The sequence below is a fragment of the Herbaspirillum camelliae genome, assembly GCF_001929405.1.
GTDB lineage: Bacteria > Pseudomonadota > Gammaproteobacteria > Burkholderiales > Burkholderiaceae_D > Herbaspirillum > Herbaspirillum seropedicae.
Window position 1 is genome coordinate 2823253 of record NZ_KV880769.1, and the last position, 20254, is coordinate 2843506.

Here is a 20254-nt window from a genome sequence, read left to right on the forward strand (position 1 = left end):
AAACATTGCAGCACGCCAGTCGCATCATTGGTGACTGGATCGGCTTCTATAACCACCGCCGGCCGCATCAGGCGCTGGGCATGAAGACACCGGCTGAGGCGTTTGCTTTAGCCGCATAACTTGAGCAGGTTTCGCTGGGTCATTACACAAGCTCCTTCTCTTTTCGGTCAGCAATGCCCAAGAAAAAATTGACGGGAGAGGTGCCTCGCAGATCTAGTCTCTAAGAAGCAGAATTGAAGCTAGAAAAAGCCCACTAGATTTCTCTGTGGGCTTTTTACATAAAGCTGGTTCTGGACCAACTCTACTCGCAGAACAGCGGTGTTGGAACTAGGTGAATCCGATGTGCGAATGAGGAAGGATCTATCCTTGGTGGAGAGAAATCACGGTCGGTATTGGTCGACAAATGCTTTTTCGCTATGGGCCTTTCGCTTTGCTTCAAAAACGGCGGCACGTTCGGCATAGAGTTCCCGTACGAATTTCCCAACTAAACAACTATCCGCAAACATGTTGTATCTCCAGCCTGTTCCGTAAGAAGGAAGATTGATGTTGTCGATCGTCATGATTTCCATTGACGAGTCGCTAACAGAAAGGTAATGGTCGATAACCTTCTTGACCAACTCACGTGTGCAGGCGAGCGCGTGAGCATGCCAGGCCTCTGTATGCCATTCACCAGGATTTGGCTTAGAGAACGGATATTGAATGCCCCGACCAGGGCGATCATATCCCAAGCCGTCCCATGGCCCGGTTTCAAATGCCCACCAATTCCGAGGGCCATTGGGGGCCGCAGGACGGACCTGAGCCCAAGTAACCATGTTCTGATTCAGCCAGTCATCGGCAAAGCTGTCGGGATTGAATGGGTCTAAACGACGAATTGCCTCCGCATCGCCTCTCATTTGTGAGACGGCATGTTCTTCTTCATTGCCAATTTTGAAGATGCAGTGGCTATAGTCCATACAGAAATGAAATGGGATTCCGCGCTTTCGAACTATTTCAGCGACCTTATTCACTCGTCTAAAGTCTTCGGACCACATATCGACGTGGCCTTCATATGAAACCTTGATACCGTACTTTTTGGCTTGGTCATAAACACGCAGGTAGGAGTCCGCGACCTCTTGGTCGGTCACGTAGTGACCGTCCGCATGCTTCGACCAAATCATCAGGTTGTGATATTTCGATCCAACACGGTAAGCCCGCTCAAGATTCGAGGCCATTACGTGTTCATCTTGTCCAAGTACATAGGTCCAGCTGCCCGATAGAATAGGAAGACCATATTTTTCGCTTGCGGCTAAATATTCATCAAGCTGCTTGTCATCAACAGGGATACGGTCGACGAAATCCCACAATCCTGTTTCGCTTAATATCCTAAGCTGCTCTGATATCGGTAATTCCGTGTCAGAAACTGGAGCAGCCATGGAGGACGGAATTACGCCCCGCCCTGCGCAGGCCATCAAAAACATTTTCTTCATTACCTTCTCCTTGGTTTCTTTGTCTTAGCGGTTAACGCACTCAGTCCACGGTGGTTGGTGTGTACCGGTTGCATCTGGATAGGCGCGGCCGCTTTCGATTTGCGGAGTCAGTAACGCTTCACGGAAAGCATCGCGCCCCTGTCTGCTCGCTTGGTCAAGTTCACGAAGCCACTTTCTATATTGCAGGGAGACCTTATCGGTTGAGACGGAAACTTCGTCAGTGCTGATTTCGGCTGGCCACTGCGATTCGATGACAGGTTGGTCTTCTGCAAAAACCAAATTGTTGAAAGCAATATGCATGTGATCAGAGTCATCACTTTTTTCTCGACCAAAAATCAGGAAATTTTTTGTTCTGGTGTCATCAACTGGGCAAGAAACATTGAACAAAACATGGATGGAGTCAGTGGTGTATTTCCGTACTTCGAGATTGATTGCAAATGGCATGGTGCACGTGTAGCTAAACGTACCAATGGGTGCTTCGTCAGGTACGTCCATCCCTGGAGGCGTTTCGTAGACGAATCTGAACTGCCCATTAACTCTATCCATCGGAACGATGGGAGGCGCCGCATTGTTAGGATCAAAGAGTGTCCCGGGGTGAACAAACGCGAAATGTGAAAAATCTGTGAAATTCTCCCAGCGACGCTCGGCAGTAGCATCCCACCAGTAGGGTTCTTGCACCACGACACGAAGTTTCTTATTGTCAGCTCCGCTGAAGTAAGGAATTGACGTTGATTCGAAACTGGAGTCTAGTCTCACCCAAATAAGGCCATATCGCTCCGCGCAATCGAATTTTTTTACCACTGCCTTCGACGGGATAGGGGCGCTGGGGCACGCGGGAATAAACTTGCACTTTCCTTCGGCATCGTATTCCCAGCCATGATAGGGACATTGCACGCTATCGCCATTAACGGCACCAGCCGAAAGCTTTGCGGAGCGATGAGCGCATCGGTCATGCATTGCGACATATCCACTCGGGAGCTTGGCGACCACTATCTGTTCATTGAGAAGCTTTACAGCTATCGGACCAACGCCTGATGGTTTTGCTTTCTCCAATTCTTCTACAGTGCATACCGGATGCCAGAAATGCCGCAGATAGCTTTTGTCCTGAAAGATTGCTGATTGTTGCATGCTGCCCTTTCATGCAGACCTTAAAGGCTGCTTTGATAAATAATTCACTTGGGTTAAAGGATGTGGACCTCTCCTAGAGGCAGGCGGCTAGGATGTGGATATGTAAATAATTTTGTTCATAAATGTCTCCGTTATTGGATATGTGTATTTCGATTCGTTCGCGCTGCAATCCGGCTAAATGCACGAAACGCAACACTGGTATTTAAGACCATATGGCGATGCCGAGTAAGAGGCTTTATGAGAAGGCTCGGTGCAAAAATGAAATGCCTAGTCCTAGAAATAGGATGGTTACGAGACCGCTAAGGTTGTTCACGGTCTTTTGCATGGACATATAAAAAGAGGCCCGCAAGCGGGCCTCTTTATGAGGGCGGAATCAGAGGAGGCTCAATTCACCGGCGTGGAAGTGTATTGAGATCTTCATGAATCCAATGCTTCTGCATGAAACATAAGATGGTCATCGATCACTGTCGAGATAAAGTAGTAACCGTGGTCATATCCAACGAATCGCCGCAATTGAAGTGGCTGGTTGGCGGTTTCGCACGCTATCTCCAAAGATGACGGTGATAGCTGCTCGACCAAAAATTTATCGCTGGTACCCTGATCCACCAAAATACCAGCAGGATATGGACGCCTCAGTTTGGCCATCAATGCGCTAGCATCATATTCAAGCCAGTCTTTATTGGCCGTGCCTAGGTAGGTGCTGAATGCTTTAACTCCCCAAGGGCACTGGCTCGGTGCGCAAATTGGGGCAATTGCTGACACCGATTTGAACATTCCTGGATTACGTAGTGCTAGCACCAAGGCGCCGTGCCCACCCATTGAGTGCCCCATGATGCTTATAGCACCGGGAGAGACGGCAAAATCGTCCAACAACAACTGTCGCAGTTCCAGTACGTAGCTGTACATCCGATAATTTGTGCACCAGGGAGCTTGCGTTGCATCGACATAAAATCCTGCTCCAACGCCCAAGTCCCAATTCTCGGATTCACCTGGAACGTTCGCGCCGCGTGGGCTCGTATCCAGAGAGATCAGCATTACTCCAGCCTCGGATGCCTTCCGCTGAGCTCCAGATTTCGTTACGAAAGTCTCCTCTGTGCAAGTCAGACCCGCCAAATAGATAAGGGCAGGTACGGGCCCATTTTTGGCGGCGGGCGGGAAGAATACTGAAAACCGCATCGGTAGTCCGATGGATTTCGGATGATGTCTATAAAATCGTTGAACGCCGCCGAAGCATGCATGTTCGCTTATCAATTCAAACATCGCGACCTCAAGTTAGTAGATGACCACAGAGCGGATGGACTCACCTGCTTTCATCAATTCAAAGCCTTCGTTGATTTGCTCCAAAGACAACCGGTGAGTAATCAAGTCGTCGATGTTGAGCTTGCCCTCCATATACCAGTCCACGATCTTTGGAACATCTGTACGACCTCGGGCGCCTCCGAAGGCAGAACCGCGCCATTCGCGTCCAGTTACCAGTTGGAACGGACGTGTGGAGATTTCCTGTCCTGCCGCAGCTACGCCGATAATGAACGATTTACCCCATCCCTTGTGAGTGCATTCAAGTGCTTGGCGCATCAAATTGGTATTGCCTACGCATTCAAAGCTGTAGTCGGCACCGCCGTCGGTCAACTGAACGATAGAGTCAACGACGTTTTCGACTCCCTTCGAGTTGATGAAGTGTGTCATACCGAATTTTCGAGCCATCTCTTCGCGCTTTGGATTGATATCGACCCCGATGATTTTGTCTGCGCCTACCATCTTTGCAGCCTGAATTACGTTGAGGCCGATCCCTCCGAGTCCAAATACAACGACATTCGCGCCAGCCTCAACCTTCGCGGAGAACAGTACCGCGCCAACACCTGTTGTGACACCACATCCGATATAACAGACCTTATCGAAAGGTGCGTCCGAGCGGATTTTTGCCAGCGCAATTTCGGGTACTACGATGTAATTTGAGAACGTGGAGGTTCCCATATAGTGGAACAGTGGCTTGCCTCCAATGGAGAAGCGGCTGGTAGCATCCGGCATCAATCCTTTCCCCTGAGTGGCCCGGATGGCTTGGCATAAATTCGTTTTCTTTGAAAGGCAGAATTTGCATTCACGACACTCGGGTGTATAGAGGGGAATGACATGATCATCCTTTTTCAACGTCTTTACACCTGGGCCAATATCAACTACTACGCCGGCACCCTCGTGGCCGAGAATAGCAGGAAAGATTCCTTCTGGATCTGCGCCCGACAAGGTGTAGTAGTCCGTATGGCAGATGCCAGTAGCCTTCAGCTCGACTAAAACCTCACCTGCTTTCGGACCTTGAAGTTCGACTTCTTCGATCGTCAGTGGGGCGCCTGCTTTCCATGCAACTGCTGCTTTTGTCTTCATTTTGCGTTTCTCCTTTGAGTAGTAGATAGGGTCGCGTTTTAGCTTCCCATGATGCTTGTGTGAGCCCGAACTGAGATATTTGATGAAATGGGATTGCCGATAATGAATGAGATCATCAGAGACGCCAGCGTAGAACCAACTGAGGAACAGTTTCTTTCACTCCTGAAACGCCGAACTTGTTCCGCCAGTGTTGAATCTCGATGCCGGCGAAGAATTTGTCGCGCACACCCCAAAACTCACCTACATCCAACCTTAGTTGGACCTCCGTCAAAATTTGTTGCGAGCAAGTGCCATGTGAACCGATGAAATCGGTGTAGCCGCCGAATTCAAAGCGTGCACGCCCTACCGTGAATTGGTTAAGCCAGTACGGAGTGATTTGATATGTAGTGTTTCCTTGACCGCAAATTCGACCACCTCCGAATCCGCTATATCGTCCGTTGTCCCGATATGCAAGTACGTCGATGCTTGCAATACTGAAGCCGGGCAACGAGAAGTCAAAGGTTGGGCCGAACAGCAGTGCTCGCGTGTTTGGTCCATAGGTAGTGTTGCGGGACCCAAAGTTGTATCCACCAGTCAGGCCAACGTCGCTGATAGGGCCAAATGCTATTTTTTGTCCGGCGATCTTGCTCAAACTGAGCGTTGCGGAGCCTTCGCTGTAAAGGTCACCGGAGTTGTTGTCCGCATTATCGGCAGTTGACATTAATAGGAAAAAGTAGCTGCGACCTAGGCTAAATCCACTCGCGTTCTGTACCTGCAGCATGTGTTTTGCTATGTGGGGACCGCCAGTTCCTCCGTTGTCGTTGTATTGCGTACCGTAGCGATATTCCAAGTCAGTAGTGCTCCAGTCTGCGCTCCATGCTGGAAGTGCAAGAAAGGTAAGTGCAGAAAGCGCCAAAACACGCATTGAAATACAGGTCATGAGTTTTCTCTGTTATGCAAGGTTGAGTTAGTCCCGCCCTCATAAAAGAAGGATGGCATTTGGCTATCTAAGGGAAAAAACTCCTGGCCCGGGATGATCTGCGAGCGCAGGAGAAGAGACACACCACAACTACATCGCTACAACCGGTTAGATTGTTTCCGTGCGCGCCGTTTCCAATGCTGCTTTCTCCGCCTCTTGAGTAGAGCCAACACCATTGAAAAATAGATTCAAGATGACTGCGGTAATCGCGGCCAGAAGAATGCTACTGCTTAGGATTGGAGCAATCGCTCCTGGCATCTTGGAAAAGAATTTCTCGGAGACGACCGGAAGCATCCCGACGCCTACGCTAATAGCAATGATGTAGAGATTTTGATGGCGGCTAAGATCTACTTTGGTAAGCGTACGGACACCACTGGCTGCGACCATGCCAAACATCACGATACCTGCGCCACCAAGAACGCTAGGTGGGACAGATGCCACAACTACGGCAAGCTTCGGCAACATCCCTAGCAAAATTAAAATGATGCCCCCGACTGCACAGACCCAGCGGCTGCGAACGCCTGTCATTGCCACCAAACCGACATTTTGTGCGAAGGAGGTGTATGGGAAGGTGTTAAAAAATCCTCCGATTACATTGCCGATGCTATCGGCCCTGAAGCCTCGAACCAAATCCCTTTGTGACACTGGTTTTCCTACAATTTCTCCGACAGCAAGGAACATACCGGTTGATTCGATAAAGGTCACCAGCATGACTACGCACATTGCAGCTACACCCCAGAAGCTGATTGTCGGCATGCCGAAATGTAGAGGTGTAATAACGCCAATCCAAGGAGCGTCAGCTAAACCGTCAAACGAAACCTTTCCAAGTGCTAGGGAAAGGAGTACTCCAAAAATGAGCGCCAGCAATATCGACAGTGACGACAGCATGCCTCTATCTTTACGTACCAGGAGTAGTACGAAAAGTAATACCGAGCCCGCAATAGCTAGATTCAAAAGACCACCAAAATCGGCACTTCCATATCCACCACCAGCCCACGTCGCAGCGACTCCCATGAGGGAAAGTCCAACCAATAGAATCTCGATGCCGGTGACGATAGGCGGGAAGAAACGCAGCAATTTTCCGACGAACGGTGCCACGATTAAACCGAATAGGCCGGCCGCAATTGTGGCGCCATAGACACCTTGTAGCCCCATTTCTGGGTTGCTACCAATTGCGATCATGGGTCCGATTGCGGTGAATGTAACCCCCATCATGATTGGCAATCTAATGCCGAACCCACGCCAACCGACAGTCTGAACTAATGTGACTAATCCACCAGCCATAAGATCTGCATTGATAAGGTAGGCGATCTGTTCTTTAGGAAGATTCAGCGCTGCGCCAATAATTAACGGCGTGGCGATTGCTCCAGCATACATAACTAGCACGTGCTGTATTGCTAGGAGAATCAGCCTCAAAGGACGGACAGATTCTAAAGTGGAATCCAATGTATTCATCGTAGAGCTTTCAATTGCTTGCTAATTAATGGCGCCGAGGTGCCATTAATTTATGTCTAGTCATTTTTGTTAATCGTGGCTTCCTGCGGCAACGGTTGGGAGGAAATTTCATCCCAGGTGCTACGGATCCATTCAGCAATTGCCACGTTTTGGTCAAACAACGAATACTTTGCATTCTCACCGTAGTCCGCCATGTCAATCATGTCTGTGGTGATATATCGAAGAGGGCTTCTACGATTCAGATGGTGATGCTTGAACATCTTTCTCACCACTTCCTTGCACGGTTCTAGCCGATACGCGTGCCACTGCGAATGCCATTCACCAGGACGGGGCTTCGTAAAAGGATATTGGCAAGGACGGCCATATGCACCACCGATGTACTCATTCGGATTCTTGATTGCCCAAATGTTCTTCGGCCCGTTCGGCGAAACCGGTCGAACTTGCAACCAGTGCACCCAGTTGTTTTCGATCCACTCATCGATGACGTTTCCTTGCTCGTACGGGTCAATTACCAGCTTCCCTGATTCGACATCGTTCCGAATTCCGATGATGTCTTGCTCTTCAACGTTGTCTACTTTTATAAGTACGTGACTGTGGTCAAGAACAAATTTGAATGGAAGTCCTTCCCTGGCCAGCCGCTGGCCAATGGGGGTAATACGGCGAGGATCTTCGGACCACATGTAAATGTGATTTTCAAATCCGATTTCAATGCCAATGCGAGCGCCTAGGTCGTAAGCATGTCGATAGAACGCCACGATTTCATCATCACTGACAATTTTTCCTTGTGCGTTGCAGAGATGCAGCATCACGTCATGAAACTCTGTGCCAGCTTCTTTGCTGATGCGAAGATTTTTTTCCAGTAGATCTTCATCCCGACCAGAGACGTACCACCACAGACCGGTTCTGAGCGGGATGCCATACTTGTTTGCTGCTCGAATGTATTCTTTTTCTTCTCCAGGTTGGGGCATACGGTCGAAGTGATCATAGACGCCGGAAGATTTGATCATGCTGAATTGCTCATCAACGCTGATCGGCGTACCTTCAAGATGCACGACTCCTCGGCCATTGCATCCCAGAGAAAATGGCATTTTCATTGGCGTTCCTTTTTTGAGTTTATTGAGATTTCTCGAGAACTGTTGTTTTGAGACAGCGCATGAATGCCTCTTTTCCCTCGGTAGCTGCAAGAGAAAGTTCTCGCAACCATTTCCGGTATTGGTTGGATACCTTATCTGTCGTTACCGAAAGTTCTTCCATCGTGATGGTCTTGGGGCGCTGCGACTCGATGATTGGTTGGTCTTCGTCCAAAACGATTTTCTGGAAGGCTGCGTGCGCATGGTCTGGATCGTTATCTTTCGCCTCGCGCGAGATAATCAGAAAATTGCGGCAACGGTCGTCGGATACTGGGCAGCTTGTCGTCCACAAAGTAAATACGGAGTCATCCCGATATAACCGCAATTTCAAGTTGATTGAGAACGGCATGGTGCAGCGATAGGTAAATGAACCAAGAGGCGCGTTCTCCGGAAGATTCTCAAGCATTTCTGGTGGTGGTTCGATTTCGAAGCGCAGCTCCGAGTCAACACGATCCACAACTGGGATTGGCGGGCGGTCATAAGCTGGATCGTAAAGAGTTCCTGGATGAACGAAGGCGAAATGGGATAGATCAGTAAAGTTCTCCCAACGTCGTTCGGCGCCAGTTTTCCATTCGTAAGAAGGGACTACGATATGGCGCATGCCAGGCTGGTCCCATTCGCTGAAGTAAGGAATGTCTGTGCAGTTCCAACTGCTGTCCAGACGCACCCAAACAATGTCGTACTTGACGACACAATCGTAGCTAGAAGTGCAAGCGCGACGCGGTATGGGCTGTTCGGGACATGCTGGAATTCGAACGCAATTACCACCGTTATCAAATTGCCAGCCATGATATGCGCACTGAAGAGTTCCGTTGTTGACTCGCCCCTTTGAAAGAGCTGCGTGACGATGGGGGCAGAGGTCATTCATGGCGACTATCTCGCCGTTCAAATTTGCAATAACGAGCTGCTCGCCTAGTAACTCCACGGCATGCGGGCCTAGGCCGGATGGATTTGCAGATTCAAGCTCGGCACGCGTGCATACCGGATGCCAGAAATGCCGCAAGAAGGTGCGGTCTTCAATGAGAGGCTTGCTCATAGAGGTCTCCGAAAATATATCGTTTTAGTTGGTGTCGGCCGTCAATGCTGGCGCCATGATTCCTGCCATACCAATGAAGCGAGGCTGGCTGCGGAAATCAGAGATCCATCTCCTAAGTGCTGGGAATTCGTCAAGCGATACCCCTCCCTCGGGTGCTAGTGCAGCGTATGGGAAGCATGCGATATCTGCGATGGTTGGCAGTTTTGTGGCGGCAAGCCACTGCTGCCCATGGAAGTGAAGTTCAGCGAGGTGATCATCCATCACACGAAAAATAGCCTTGGCTCCTTTTCTGCACGATTCAATATCGAAGTTATAGCCTAGTGCGTCATGTAGACGTGCCGCGGACGCAGTTCGCGTAATTTCGTCGGCTGTCGAAAGCCAAATTTGAACATGCGCACGAATCAATGGATCATCTGGATACCAGGTTCGGCTTCTGTCGTACTTGCTCGCCAAATACACAAGGATCGCCTGTGCATCGCGAATATAAAGCTGTTGGTCCTCAAGTACAGGAATTTGGCCGAGTGGATTGCACCTCTCGATAAACCAATCTGCCTTGTGTTCCTTTCCAGGATGGAAATTCAGCGGATATCGGTCATATTCGACTTTCAACGCGTGCAGTAGGAAACGCACCTTGTAGCAGTTTCCAGACAATTCATAGTCAAAGAGTTGCATGAGATTTTCTTTAGATGTCGAGTACGATGCGTTCAGATTTTGATCGTGACACGCATATCAGGATTTGTTTTCCGGCAGCTTTTTCTGCAGCACTAAGGTAACTGTCACGATGATCTGGCTCACCAGCGAGCACACGCGTTAGGCAAGTTCCACATACACCTTGCTCGCAGGAGATTTCCGGACGAAGTCCGGTTTCCTCTAATGCTTGGATGATTGTTTGGTGAGGCTTTATACGGATGATCTTTCCGGACTTGGCCAGCTCGACCTCGAATTCCTTGTCGGCCGATCCAGTCGCAACTGGCGCTGCGCCGAAGTGTTCACAGTGGAATCTATCGGGACCCACCGTCTCGTTCGAAAGACGTTCGACGGTCGAGATGAAGGGAGCTGGTCCGCACACGTACACATGCGTGTTTGATCCTGCGCTTGCAAGCGCTGCCTTAATGGATTCTTCGGTGTCCTCAGGCGAGTATCCAATTTGAAGTTGAACTGTGCGGCCAAGGTTTTCAAGTCGATTCGGAAACGCCACATGGTCAAGCGTGCGTGCGAAATACACTAGCTTGAATGGACGGTCTTCCAAGTGAAGTTTTTGCGCCATCGAAAGGAGTGGAGTAATTCCAATTCCCCCAGCAAATAGAAGATGATGGCTAGCATCCTCAACCAAGGGAAATTGATCTCGAGGCTCACTAACTTCGACGACGTGACCCGGCGTTAGCACTTCGTGAATGTAGGCCGATCCTCCGCGGGATGTCGGTTCTCGCTTAATAGCCACAAGATAGCTGTCTCTTTCGGAAGGCGAATTGCAAAGCGAATAGTGACGAATGAGCGGTTTACCATCGGTACTTGGCAGAACAATCTCGATGTGCGATCCCGCTGGGGCAACTGGGAGGCTCGCTCCGTCGAGTGGGACAAGCTCTACTCCAACGATTTCGCTTGCTACCGGCCACTTTCTAAGAACTCGAAAGCTAGCGCGACCATTTTTGGGGAGAATGGTGTCGAGAGTCATATCGTCCTCACGCATTTGCGATGGCGCCGTAGCGCATGTCGCGGCTCTTCAGCCAACGCCGATACGCCACGGATGCGGCGTCACAGCGTGTAGGAATCTCTACGCCCGTATGGAGCGGAAGACGCTTCGGGACTTGGTTTTCCAGAATTGGCTTGTCTTGAGCAAAAATGGTGTGCTGGAACGAAATCAAGTCGTTATCGGACGATTCGTCGTCGAAATAGGCCAACAGACAATAGGCGATAATTTCGGTCTCGCTGATGGGCTGAACCAACAGGGCCAATGCATCCATTTCGCCTGGGCGAGTGAATGCTGTTTTATAGAGTATTGCGGAGAACGGCTGCATCACGCGATACTGGTACTGAACCTCTAATGGAGCCTTTGCGCTCATTGACGTCTTAGGTTGTAGGAATCGACACTCGCGAGCCCAAATTTCTCCGTTCTCTTCATCAATCTCAACGGTGTATGGTGCAACTTCGGTATTCGGTACTTCGCCTAAGTAGCTAGCGTGGACGAATGGAAAATGACCCATGTCCAAGAAGTTTTCAATCATCCGGAGCCCAGACACTGAGACCCCTACGCCGTCGCAGTCGACAATTCGGCGGCCTTTCTCACTGAACTCTGGAAATGCAAAGAAGCGATTAGGTTCAATCCCGGCGCATACCCAGAGATAGTCATATTGTTCTTGGACGTGAACAAACTCGCCACCGAGCGTGCCGTGAAGCTGTTCATCGTCATCACGCCAGATTTTCACCTCCTCTTCGAGCAGGCGAGTCGTGTAGGGATGCTCTTTGTTTCGACCTAGCAGACGTTTGGCTGGGCCCACTGTGAGCCAATCATTCACGACGTTGGTGTCATTGATACTAAGTTGCATGTAGCTCTCCTTGTTTTTTCCACGCGATTTCAATCTCGCCCCGCAGCTTTTTCAGTTGTGCGTGCGCACTCTGAAACGATACTGCGTCCGCTGCTGCATCGACTGCCACATGCAGCAGAACGAGCTCGTCTCCACTCTTGGCCAGGTAAGCGAAGGCGGTGTGGTCACCTACGGTTCCGCGGAAAACGGCAGGTGCGACCGGGCGCCAAGAGCGTTTCTCCAAAACTTCTTCCGCGACCTTTTGTGGCGCGCGAATACCCATGGTCCGCAGATATGTCTTCGAAGCGAAGGTCGGTGGGGGAGTCCGTGGATCTTCTTTGCTGACCCAAACCATGCCATCCGATTCAACGACATAGAAAGTGCTGGCACAGATATTGCGTGGTGCTGGCATTTGCGGATGGGCGGGAATGCTAACGCAGCGACCGTCGCCAGCTTGATACTCCCAGCCGTGATAGGCACAGGAGAGCCGATTATTAATGACTCGACCCAACGTAAAGCGGAGCCCCCGATGTGGACATTTGTTTTGCCATGCTTGAGGGGCCCCATTGTCGGCGCGCCACAAAGCGACTTCTTCTCCATTGAGGAATCCGAGGGTGACGTTTACCGATGCCGGCAAATCGGCTGATGGGATCACTGGGCACCAGCGAGCTTTGTCTGGTGCAGAAAGTGTTGAATGAAGTTGCTCGTTCATGTTTCCTCTACGTTGTGTGTTCGGCCGTCTCAAGCCGATTAGAAACTTAACGTAGTGACAAACGATGAGAAAGATGTCTTCCAAAAACATCCTTTTCATTTTTGGAAAGCTCTCGTGATATAAACTTTTTTAAAAAATGAAATAACCGGAGACTAGGCATGCAGATTGATCTGCGACTGATAGAGGCTTTCGCATTGGTGTTGCGATGCGGTAGCCTGACCAAGGCGGAAGAAGTAAGTGGGATTTCAAAAGCGACCTTGAGCCGACAAATTTTGTCCCTTGAGAAGACACTTGGCTCCTCTCTATTGTCTCGAAGAGCCCGGGGGATGGCTCCTACGGAAGCTGGTCGCGTGTTCTATGCACACTGTGAAGCAATGCTTGCGGAATTGACTGGGCGTATCGATACTGCACGCGTTCAGGTGCAGGAGATGAATAGTGGTGTGACAGGAACGCTTTCGATATTGGCAGACAGCGTCTTCAGCACTACTTACGCTTGTCATGTGGGGCGCCTTTTTAAAGAGAAGCATCCGAACGTTCAGGTTCGCTTGGATGTCGCTCAACGACCCGATGCACTTTCTGTAGATGAAGTTGATTGCTACATATGTTCTGTTCCGCCGGATATTCCGAATATGGTGGGAAAGCTACTGGGCAGAATTAGCTATGGTTTGTATGCGAGCCCTTCTTACTTGAGCCGTAAAGGAGTACCCGCGACACCTATCGAAATGTCCAATCATGATGCGATTATCTTGTCTGGTCGAGGAACACATCAAAAGCTTATGCTGCACAGCGAAAAACACAGCCAACCACAACTGTCTAAGGGGGGGATTTGGACGAATGATTATTGGGTTATGAAAACTTATTGTCTCGACGGTTTTGGAATTGCTGCTCTGCCAGATTTCTTTGTTCAACCGGAGGTTTTACAAGGAACACTTGTTCCAGTTCTTCAGAACTGGAAGCCAGAATGGACCAAGATCTACTGTGCATATCCACTTCAGCGCTATCGGACGAGAAAGTTGCAGGAATTCGTTGAAATGCTGGCGCAGAGTATTCAAAACTTGGAGTCTTATAATCCTTACGTGGGATATTCCTCGGCTCAAGCTAACGGCTAATCAGGTCATTCGAGATTTTTGAAATGATGAAGAATTGGGGGGCGAACTGCTCTATTGCCTTTGCTCGGCGCTTTTTGGGCGCGTAGAAAAAGCCACTACGTTAGTAACGTAGCGGCTTTTCAAGGTTGCGGTGAGCTTCGGTTATCAATCCGTAGCGGGCGACAAGCGACGGCGGAGCAGGAACGCAATGGCCAGCATGAGCAGAGCGCTGGTATAGACCGGGATCGTTATGACCAAGCGGGTGTTGGTGCCTGAGTTTTCTGGAGCATATGTCAACGAAGGCAGCGAGAGAAACTCCTTCCGAGTCACTGTCTCGAAACGCATAATCTTTGGCACGAACATAGCTCGCCAAGTATCTTCGTATTGATTCACTCGCGAAACATACCCCTGATAGTCGTTGGCGCTGATGCCGGCCAAGCTTTCAGCCTTGCCCAAGAGCGCAATGTTGGGGAGTAGCCAATACCAATTCGACATCCAATTCCACTGATTGGTACGAGCAACGTCAAATCGGTAGGCAAGCGGACGGTATTGATTGTCCTGCGAGAGATAGCGAGGCACCGTGGAGACTGGCCATTCGGTGATTGGCTCGGGTAGCGAGTGCTCTTTGTACCATTGGCTCAATAGTTCTTCGGCATGGTCCTCGGCATCTTGTTGAATTCCCCGCATCTCGACCAAGGTAGCCAACCGGGATGGCATTGGATTCTCGCTTTTCGCGAGCTCGCCGACCATCGTCGGAATGACAAAGATACCGATAATCCAGGCGCCAAGCATGGCAACCATCGTGGCGCTGGAAGACCGGGTCAGAAGTATCAGAACTGCTGCCAAGGCTCCCCAGAAAAGCGCGTAGCCAAATACGTCCGGCAACCAGGAGATTAAAACGGACAACCTCCCAGCGGAATCGATGCTTAGCGCCAGTGCGGCAGCCGCGGCCTCGATAGCGGTCAAAGCAACAATCCGGATGAAGAGGGCTGCTGCAAGAATGCGCCACTCATTGTCAGCCTGGGAAACAACAAAACGCCAAATCCCTTGTTCCCGGTCCTCATTGACAAGGCCGAAGCTCAGGGCAAACAACACCAAGGGCAGGAGCACCGTAACGACTACGCCATGGTCTAGTGCTCCCAAAGACGCCAGGTACGGATTGGACAATCCACCGTCTCGCCGACCGTCGACATGCCGGGATTCAATTCCCACACGGGTGTCGCTGGTGAGGGCATCAAAGCGGCTGCTGCCAAGAACAAGTCCATGCCCCAGCGCCAGTTTTACGTTGGCGCCGGCCAGGCGATTGATATTGAATGGCTGCGCCTTAATGGGCTTGTCATCCGGGGTAAGACTTCCGGCGAGTCGCTCAACGACGGAGGCACGTACGGAGTCTTGATAACTGGCTTCCGCACGGCGCTCCTTGGCATCAAATCCAGCCAATATTCCACTCAGAAGCAGAATGGCAGCGGTCACCAGAGCAATAATCATATTGGTGCGGTCATGGCGGAAGCGGCGCCATTCACTTGAGATGAGTCTCATCACGGTTTCAATCTCCTCGCTGCGAAAATCAGAAATAAAGTGGCTGCGGCTAGCCAGGCAGCAATGACGGTAAATTCGCTCGATAAGTTGTGCAGGCCCTGAGCAAAGCTCATGGGGACGTATTTCATCTTCGGCACCAGCTGCCAGACGTTGTTGCCGGCATATCGGGAGTCGAAGGATGTGACGCCTTGCGAATTCTCGATATCCCATTTGTCGATTAGCGTGTTCACCTCCCGGCGATACTTCTCTGCGGCGCTCTCGAAGTGATGTTGGCTATCCAGGTCGGTCCCCGCCATTGCCATCGCGACGTTCTTGATTGCTACCGCAGGGCTAAAGCCAGAGCCCAAGAAGGCCAGGGACTTCTGTTGCATATATTTCTGCCACAGAGATGCGAAGTGAACGTCCTGCACGCGTTCTGCGTACCCGTCGCGCTCAAGACGGCGTAGCGCATTGACGCCAAGAGGCAGGGCATCGAGCGAGTTGACGTTGTATTTCTTCAGCAGTGATTCATCAAAACGTTTCATTCGGGCCGTTTGCGTGCCGTCCCCTGGGAGCCCGTCTTCGGTATCGGTTTTGATGTCACTCCAGAATTCTTCTGCAGATGGTGTTTGGACAATCTGAGTCGAGATGGCCGTGCCCACGCGTGGCATCGTCATTACCATGACCAGCCAAAACAGCAACATGAAGATGAGAGAAGTGCGGCTCCGTTTGAACAGTGCGGATGCGCCGATGCACAGAGAGCCGAATATCCAAAGGTATGCAAAGTAGCTCGCAGCAGTAACACCAAGGCGTGGCCACATTTCGGCGCCGTTTCCAGGCAAATAAGAAAGCAAGATGCCGGCCACAATCCCCACTGGCAGCAACACCATCCAGATTGCCGCCTGGGAGGCAAGGAGCTTGGCTGCCAGCAGCCGGCCGGATGAGACGCCAAGTGCATGCATCATGCGCAACGTACCTTGCTCCCGTTCCAGGCTGACGCTGTTAAAGGCAATGGCAATCAGCATCAGCGGGAGAAGTGCATAGAGCAGAAGCATCGGGGATAGCTGGGCGAAGCGCGACGCTATGGTTTCGTCCGCGGCTGGCGAGAATCGAGTGACGTTACGGATGTGCGGCTCGATATAAAGGGCTTGACCGGATACCGCCGTCAGGCCCGGTTCGAGGATGGATATAGGGTTCTCCGGGCGGAGCACATACTGTCCGAAGTGAGCTCCCCGGTGGGGGTTCTTGTCACCTTGGAATTCCCATTGCTTTCGAAGCGCTTGGTCGATGGCTACCCGTTCCTTCGCGCTGGCGCCGTATTTTTGCTCCGAGACGAGTAGAAGTGATGCTGATAACAGCAGAATAATCAGAGCCAGAACGCGAAATCTTCCGTCCTTAAGGACGGATGTGATTTCCTTCTTCAACATGGCTTTCATCATGGCGCAGATTGGGAAAATTGAAGATATTTTTGTGCCAACTCATCGGCGCCGACGTCGGCCATCTTGAACTCATCCACCAAGTAACCGTTCCGCATGATGCCCACCTGGTCTGCCACCTGGCGAGCATTCTGTAAATCATGCGTAGCCATCAGAATGGCCATTCCTCGGCTTGCCGCATTCTTGATTTGTACCGCGAAGTCGTTCGCGGCTGCCAGGTCCAGACCGGAGGTGGGCTCATCAAGCAGCATCACTTTTGCGTGTTTGGCGTAGGCAATGGCGAGACCGACTTTTTGACGCATCCCTTTCGAATAAAGGCCAGCGTTTCGTAAATGATGACGCTCGTCCAGGCCTGCATCGCTCAGCATCCGGTGCGCCTCGCGGTCACTGACGTTTACTTTTGCCAGGGTGCAGAAATACTGGAAATTCTGAATGCCTGTGAGATACGGATAGAGGGCCACGTTCTCGGGAAGGTAGGCAATCAAAGCCCTGAGCGAATTGCCTTCTTTCAGATGCACACCGTCAATCTGGATGTCGCCACTAGATGGCTTTATGAAGCCAAGAAGAGTGTTGATGGTCGTAGTTTTTCCGGCGCCATTACCACCCATCAGGGCATAAACGGAGCCTGTATTAATCTCAAGGTTTAACTTGTGCAGAACGGTTTTCTTATCTCGCTGCACTACAAGGTCTTTAATGGAAATCATCAGAACGGAAGCTCCGGGTAGGGAAGGGCGGCATTGTCTCGGGGGCTGCGCAGAAGGGGTGAGCGGCGCCGCACGTAGAACATCGGACGGAGTAATGAAACCGCCCCATTAAAGGGGCTGGCAGGTAGAGCTGGGGACGCACATAAGAATGCGCTCCCGCTACTTTTCTTAGAAATTAACTGATGCCGTTAGCGTCAAAGCACGCGCGGAACCGACGAGCAGGTAGCCGCTTGGATTGGCTTCCCAATGATGACGATTGAACAAGTTGGTGATGTTGGCGCGCAAGGTAACCGGATTCTTCGACGAAGTTTGTAGCGTGTATCGAGCCCCTAGGTCAAAGCGTGTCCAGCTAGGAACCGACTGAGTGTTCGCAGCGTCCAGGTAAGTTTGTCCGGTGTGAACGACGCGTGCTGTGGAGGTCAGGCCTGCGATTTGCGGAACATCCCATTCACCGCTCAGGTTGGCCTGAAGACGGGGAACGCCGATGGCACGTTTGCCGTTGTTTGTGCCACCAGCCGTTTGGGTCAGCTTCGCGTCGAGGAAGGTAATGCCGCCAAGCAGACGAACACCACGGGCAACTTCGCCAAATCCGGAGAATTCAAGGCCACGGTGGCGTTGTTCCCCATCCAGGCTATAAATCCGCGTAGTCGGGTCTGTAATGCCGACCGGGCTGGTAATTTGGAAAATGCTGGCACTCGCACCGAACGTGCCGTAATCAACCTTGGCGCCCATCTCATATTGCTTGGTCTTGAATGGGGCAAACACGTCGGCGCTATTGACAGCGTTGGCCGGCGGTTGTGGTCCCTGGGTCAAAGCCTCGATATAGCTTGCATAGAGAGAAAGAGTCTTGGTCGGGCGCACGACAATGCCGACCATAGGAGTCGTAGCACTGCTGTCGTATTTCCGTGTGATTGCTGCAGTCGTCGGTGCATACGTCTGCGATTCCACGTTTTGACGACGCAGGCCACCCGTCAGCTGCACCAGACCATCGGCGAATGACAGCGTATCTGCCACTGCATAGCTCTGCAGCGTAACCTCGTTCGCCGGACCTTCTCCGTACGTGGTTGCAGCCAGCGGAACAGTCTGCTGCGGCAGTGTTACGGGATTGTAGATGTTGGTCAGGTAAGTGGCATAAGCCGTCTGTCCCAAACGGTACGTTTGATGCATACGGTTGGCGCTAACCGACACTTCATGGCGGACGGGACCGGTCGCCAATTTCGCGCGGAATCCCACTTCACCGGTGTACGTCTCGTAGCTACCGAACTGCGCCGTGGAAACAGTGCTGACCGTACCGCTATTGGTGGTAATGGTCCCGCCAGGCGATTCGCGTTTGTTGAAGTTGAACTTGTTACCGCCGAGAGTGGCATAAGCAGTGACATCATCCGTCAGGTCGTACTCGACTTTGCCGAAGCCGGTGGTGCTCTGGGTGTCGGAAAAGTCGTAGACCTGGCTGACGTTGATATTGGCATCCGGGACGGACGGGACTCGTACGCCCGCTGCCACGTTGTAACCACGCTCGGGAGCTCTCATCCAGTCGTCTTGATAAATCAGGTCGCCTTCGATACGGAGGCGGCGGCTCTTGTAGTCTGCCCCGACAGAAAGAGAGTTCGTCCGCATGGACTGGTTATCGTATGGTGTGTCGCCATCACGCACAGCTGCATTGATACGAACCCCAAACTGATTGTCGTCCCCGAAGCGGCGCCCCAAGTCGGCATGGACGCCTTTTCGCGATTTGGAAGAATATTCCAATGTGCCTTCAGTCAACGGCTCATCCCCTGCACGCTTGGTCATGATGTTGACGGCGCCGCCAACACTACCGCCAGGTGCAATGCCGTTGAGCAGGGCACTCGGACCTCTCAACAAATCGATGCGCTCCACGGAGTCCGAGCCGATTCGGTAGTTGGGCAGAAGGCCGTACAAGCCATTCAGAGCCACATCACTATTGGGGACGCGAAAACCGCGGATGGTATAGGCGTCATAGCGATTGCTATTGCCAATGGCTGCTCGCACAGATGGGTCCAAACCGGTCAGGATGTCAGCAACACTAGTGGCTTGTTGGTCTTGAATCAGCTTCGAGGTGAAGCTGACCGCACTGAATGGAACGTCCAGAAAGCTCTTTTTTCCCAAAAGGCCGAGCGAACTTACCCTGGCGACCTGGCCGCCGGCGAAGGTCGATTTCTCTGCGTCTGTGTTGGATGTCACCGTGATGGCCGGCAAGGGGGCTTGTCCATCGCCGCGTTGAGCAGCTTGCGGATTGCGTAGCGCAAAGCCCCCATCTGGCTGGGGAATGGCTTCGACGCCACTACCCCTGAGGAGCACGCCCAGTGCATCTGCCGGAGAATAAGTGCCGGAAACGCCGGTGGTGTTGACGTTCTGAACAATGGCCGAATCGTAGGCCACATTCACGCCTGTGGTGCGTGCATATTGCTCAAGAGCGCCTCGTAGCGGCCCAGGTTGAATATTGAAACTGCGCGCGGCGGCAGCTTGTTGAGAGGCCGCTTGTGCTTGAACCAGCTGTGGTGCATACGCCAGACTCAGCGCGATGGTCAGTGCGCTCCACTTCAAGAAGCGGGAGGGATTACTTGCTTTGCGGCTTTGCAGGGGGCGGGCTGGGGTGCCGGCAGTTTGCGCTGAGTGCATGAATCGTTCCTATAGAGAGGTTTTATGTTGCATCCTCAGTAGGACGATTGAGATTCAAAATCACCTCATTTTTTGGAGA

General features: G+C 51.6%; 18 protein-coding genes. 2 read left to right on the forward strand and 16 right to left on the reverse strand.

Translation table 11 applies throughout. From position 1 onward, the window contains the following. Positions 1 to 5 precede the first annotated feature (5 nt). Positions 6 to 119, forward strand: coding sequence for an integrase core domain-containing protein (locus tag BGK68_RS12565; RefSeq protein WP_343652494.1), 114 nt, complete (start codon positions 6 to 8; stop codon positions 117 to 119). Between the two features lie 261 nt (positions 120 to 380). Here the strand turns inward: BGK68_RS12565 and BGK68_RS12570 are convergent, their stop codons facing one another. The 12 genes from BGK68_RS12570 to BGK68_RS12625 all read right to left on the reverse strand — a co-directional run bounded on the left by BGK68_RS12570 (position 381) and on the right by BGK68_RS12625 (position 12789). Continuing rightward, positions 381 to 1466, reverse strand: coding sequence for a sugar phosphate isomerase/epimerase family protein (locus tag BGK68_RS12570; protein WP_075257371.1), 1086 nt, complete (start codon positions 1464 to 1466; stop codon positions 381 to 383). 24 nt (positions 1467 to 1490) lie between these two features. Further along, positions 1491 to 2594, reverse strand: coding sequence for an aromatic ring-hydroxylating oxygenase subunit alpha (locus BGK68_RS12575; protein ID WP_075257372.1), 1104 nt, complete (start codon positions 2592 to 2594; stop codon positions 1491 to 1493). 417 nt (positions 2595 to 3011) lie between these two features. Next, positions 3012 to 3854: an S-formylglutathione hydrolase gene (gene fghA, locus BGK68_RS12580; RefSeq protein WP_075257373.1), complete on the reverse strand. Its 843-nt coding sequence runs from the start codon at positions 3852 to 3854 to the stop codon at positions 3012 to 3014. Between the two features lie 12 nt (positions 3855 to 3866). Continuing rightward, positions 3867 to 4973 carry an S-(hydroxymethyl)glutathione dehydrogenase/class III alcohol dehydrogenase gene (locus BGK68_RS12585; RefSeq protein WP_075257374.1) on the reverse strand — a complete coding sequence of 369 codons (1107 nt, stop codon included), beginning with the start codon at positions 4971 to 4973 and terminating at the stop codon, positions 3867 to 3869. A gap of 115 nt (positions 4974 to 5088) precedes the next feature. After that, positions 5089 to 5892, reverse strand: a complete 804-nt coding sequence (locus tag BGK68_RS12590) for a hypothetical protein (RefSeq protein WP_143433035.1) — start codon at positions 5890 to 5892, stop codon at positions 5089 to 5091. A 147-nt stretch (positions 5893 to 6039) separates the two neighbouring features. Further along, positions 6040 to 7386: a nucleobase:cation symporter-2 family protein gene (locus tag BGK68_RS12595; protein ID WP_198937195.1), complete on the reverse strand. Its 1347-nt coding sequence runs from the start codon at positions 7384 to 7386 to the stop codon at positions 6040 to 6042. A gap of 56 nt (positions 7387 to 7442) precedes the next feature. Next, on the reverse strand, positions 7443 to 8480 hold the full coding sequence (locus BGK68_RS12600; RefSeq protein ID WP_075257377.1) for a xylose isomerase: 1038 nt from the start codon (positions 8478 to 8480) through the stop codon (positions 7443 to 7445). Positions 8481 to 8499: 19 nt separating this feature from the next. Beyond that, positions 8500 to 9552, reverse strand: a complete 1053-nt coding sequence (locus BGK68_RS12605) for an aromatic ring-hydroxylating oxygenase subunit alpha (protein WP_075257378.1) — start codon at positions 9550 to 9552, stop codon at positions 8500 to 8502. A gap of 24 nt (positions 9553 to 9576) precedes the next feature. Beyond that, entirely contained in the window at positions 9577 to 10224 is a 648-nt protein-coding gene (locus tag BGK68_RS12610; protein ID WP_075257379.1) for a glutathione S-transferase family protein, read from the reverse strand. A gap of 10 nt (positions 10225 to 10234) precedes the next feature. Then, positions 10235 to 11227 carry a PDR/VanB family oxidoreductase gene (locus BGK68_RS12615; RefSeq protein ID WP_075259808.1) on the reverse strand — a complete coding sequence of 331 codons (993 nt, stop codon included), beginning with the start codon at positions 11225 to 11227 and terminating at the stop codon, positions 10235 to 10237. A 7-nt stretch (positions 11228 to 11234) separates the two neighbouring features. Then, positions 11235 to 12098 carry an aromatic ring-hydroxylating oxygenase subunit alpha gene (locus BGK68_RS12620; RefSeq protein WP_075257380.1) on the reverse strand — a complete coding sequence of 288 codons (864 nt, stop codon included), beginning with the start codon at positions 12096 to 12098 and terminating at the stop codon, positions 11235 to 11237. Next, positions 12088 to 12789, reverse strand: a complete 702-nt coding sequence (locus BGK68_RS12625; RefSeq protein ID WP_075259809.1) for a Rieske 2Fe-2S domain-containing protein — start codon at positions 12787 to 12789, stop codon at positions 12088 to 12090. The genes BGK68_RS12620 and BGK68_RS12625 overlap by 11 nt, the downstream gene beginning before the upstream one ends. 158 nt (positions 12790 to 12947) lie before the next feature. Here BGK68_RS12625 and BGK68_RS12630 point away from each other — a divergent pair, with 158 nt between their 5' ends. Continuing rightward, complete coding sequence (locus BGK68_RS12630) at positions 12948 to 13898, forward strand: LysR family transcriptional regulator (RefSeq protein WP_075257381.1); 951 nt, start codon at positions 12948 to 12950, stop codon at positions 13896 to 13898. A 144-nt stretch (positions 13899 to 14042) separates the two neighbouring features. On the opposite strand, the gene BGK68_RS12635 is transcribed toward BGK68_RS12630, so the two are convergent. The 4 genes from BGK68_RS12635 to BGK68_RS12650 form a co-directional block, all read right to left on the reverse strand. Further along, complete coding sequence (locus BGK68_RS12635) at positions 14043 to 15416, reverse strand: DUF3526 domain-containing protein (protein WP_075257382.1); 1374 nt, start codon at positions 15414 to 15416, stop codon at positions 14043 to 14045. Next, positions 15416 to 16822: a DUF3526 domain-containing protein gene (locus BGK68_RS12640; RefSeq protein ID WP_075257383.1), complete on the reverse strand. Its 1407-nt coding sequence runs from the start codon at positions 16820 to 16822 to the stop codon at positions 15416 to 15418. Before BGK68_RS12640 ends, BGK68_RS12635 begins: the two co-directional genes overlap by 1 nt. Positions 16823 to 16830: 8 nt before the next feature. Then, a complete protein-coding gene (locus BGK68_RS12645; RefSeq protein WP_075257384.1) occupies positions 16831 to 17535 on the reverse strand; it encodes an ABC transporter ATP-binding protein in 705 nt (234 codons plus the stop codon). Between the two features lie 168 nt (positions 17536 to 17703). Further along, positions 17704 to 20175 (reverse strand): TonB-dependent receptor, encoded by a 2472-nt coding sequence (locus tag BGK68_RS12650; RefSeq protein ID WP_083657799.1) that lies wholly within the window; start codon positions 20173 to 20175, stop codon positions 17704 to 17706. Positions 20176 to 20254 lie beyond the last annotated feature (79 nt).

Excerpts from the sequence above, each read along its gene's own strand:
- BGK68_RS12570 (WP_075257371.1), bottom strand. The coding sequence starts at position 1,466 with ATGAAGAAAATGTTTTTGATGGCCTGCGCAGGGCGGGGCGTAATTCCG.
- BGK68_RS12575 (WP_075257372.1), bottom strand. The coding sequence starts at position 2,594 with ATGCAACAATCAGCAATCTTTCAGGACAAAAGCTATCTGCGGCATTTC.
- fghA (WP_075257373.1), bottom strand. The coding sequence starts at position 3,854 with ATGTTTGAATTGATAAGCGAACATGCATGCTTCGGCGGCGTTCAACGA.
- BGK68_RS12585 (WP_075257374.1), bottom strand. The coding sequence starts at position 4,973 with ATGAAGACAAAAGCAGCAGTTGCATGGAAAGCAGGCGCCCCACTGACG.
- BGK68_RS12590 (WP_143433035.1), bottom strand. The coding sequence starts at position 5,892 with ATGACCTGTATTTCAATGCGTGTTTTGGCGCTTTCTGCACTTACCTTT.
- BGK68_RS12595 (WP_198937195.1), bottom strand. The coding sequence starts at position 7,386 with ATGAATACATTGGATTCCACTTTAGAATCTGTCCGTCCTTTGAGGCTG.
- BGK68_RS12600 (WP_075257377.1), bottom strand. The coding sequence starts at position 8,480 with ATGAAAATGCCATTTTCTCTGGGATGCAATGGCCGAGGAGTCGTGCAT.
- BGK68_RS12605 (WP_075257378.1), bottom strand. The coding sequence starts at position 9,552 with ATGAGCAAGCCTCTCATTGAAGACCGCACCTTCTTGCGGCATTTCTGG.
- BGK68_RS12610 (WP_075257379.1), bottom strand. The coding sequence starts at position 10,224 with ATGCAACTCTTTGACTATGAATTGTCTGGAAACTGCTACAAGGTGCGT.
- BGK68_RS12615 (WP_075259808.1), bottom strand. The coding sequence starts at position 11,227 with ATGACTCTCGACACCATTCTCCCCAAAAATGGTCGCGCTAGCTTTCGA.
- BGK68_RS12620 (WP_075257380.1), bottom strand. The coding sequence starts at position 12,098 with ATGCAACTTAGTATCAATGACACCAACGTCGTGAATGATTGGCTCACA.
- BGK68_RS12625 (WP_075259809.1), bottom strand. The coding sequence starts at position 12,789 with ATGAACGAGCAACTTCATTCAACACTTTCTGCACCAGACAAAGCTCGC.
- BGK68_RS12630 (WP_075257381.1), top strand. The coding sequence starts at position 12,948 with ATGCAGATTGATCTGCGACTGATAGAGGCTTTCGCATTGGTGTTGCGA.
- BGK68_RS12635 (WP_075257382.1), bottom strand. The coding sequence starts at position 15,416 with ATGAGACTCATCTCAAGTGAATGGCGCCGCTTCCGCCATGACCGCACC.
- BGK68_RS12640 (WP_075257383.1), bottom strand. The coding sequence starts at position 16,822 with ATGTTGAAGAAGGAAATCACATCCGTCCTTAAGGACGGAAGATTTCGC.
- BGK68_RS12645 (WP_075257384.1), bottom strand. The coding sequence starts at position 17,535 with ATGATTTCCATTAAAGACCTTGTAGTGCAGCGAGATAAGAAAACCGTT.
- BGK68_RS12650 (WP_083657799.1), bottom strand. The coding sequence starts at position 20,175 with ATGCACTCAGCGCAAACTGCCGGCACCCCAGCCCGCCCCCTGCAAAGC.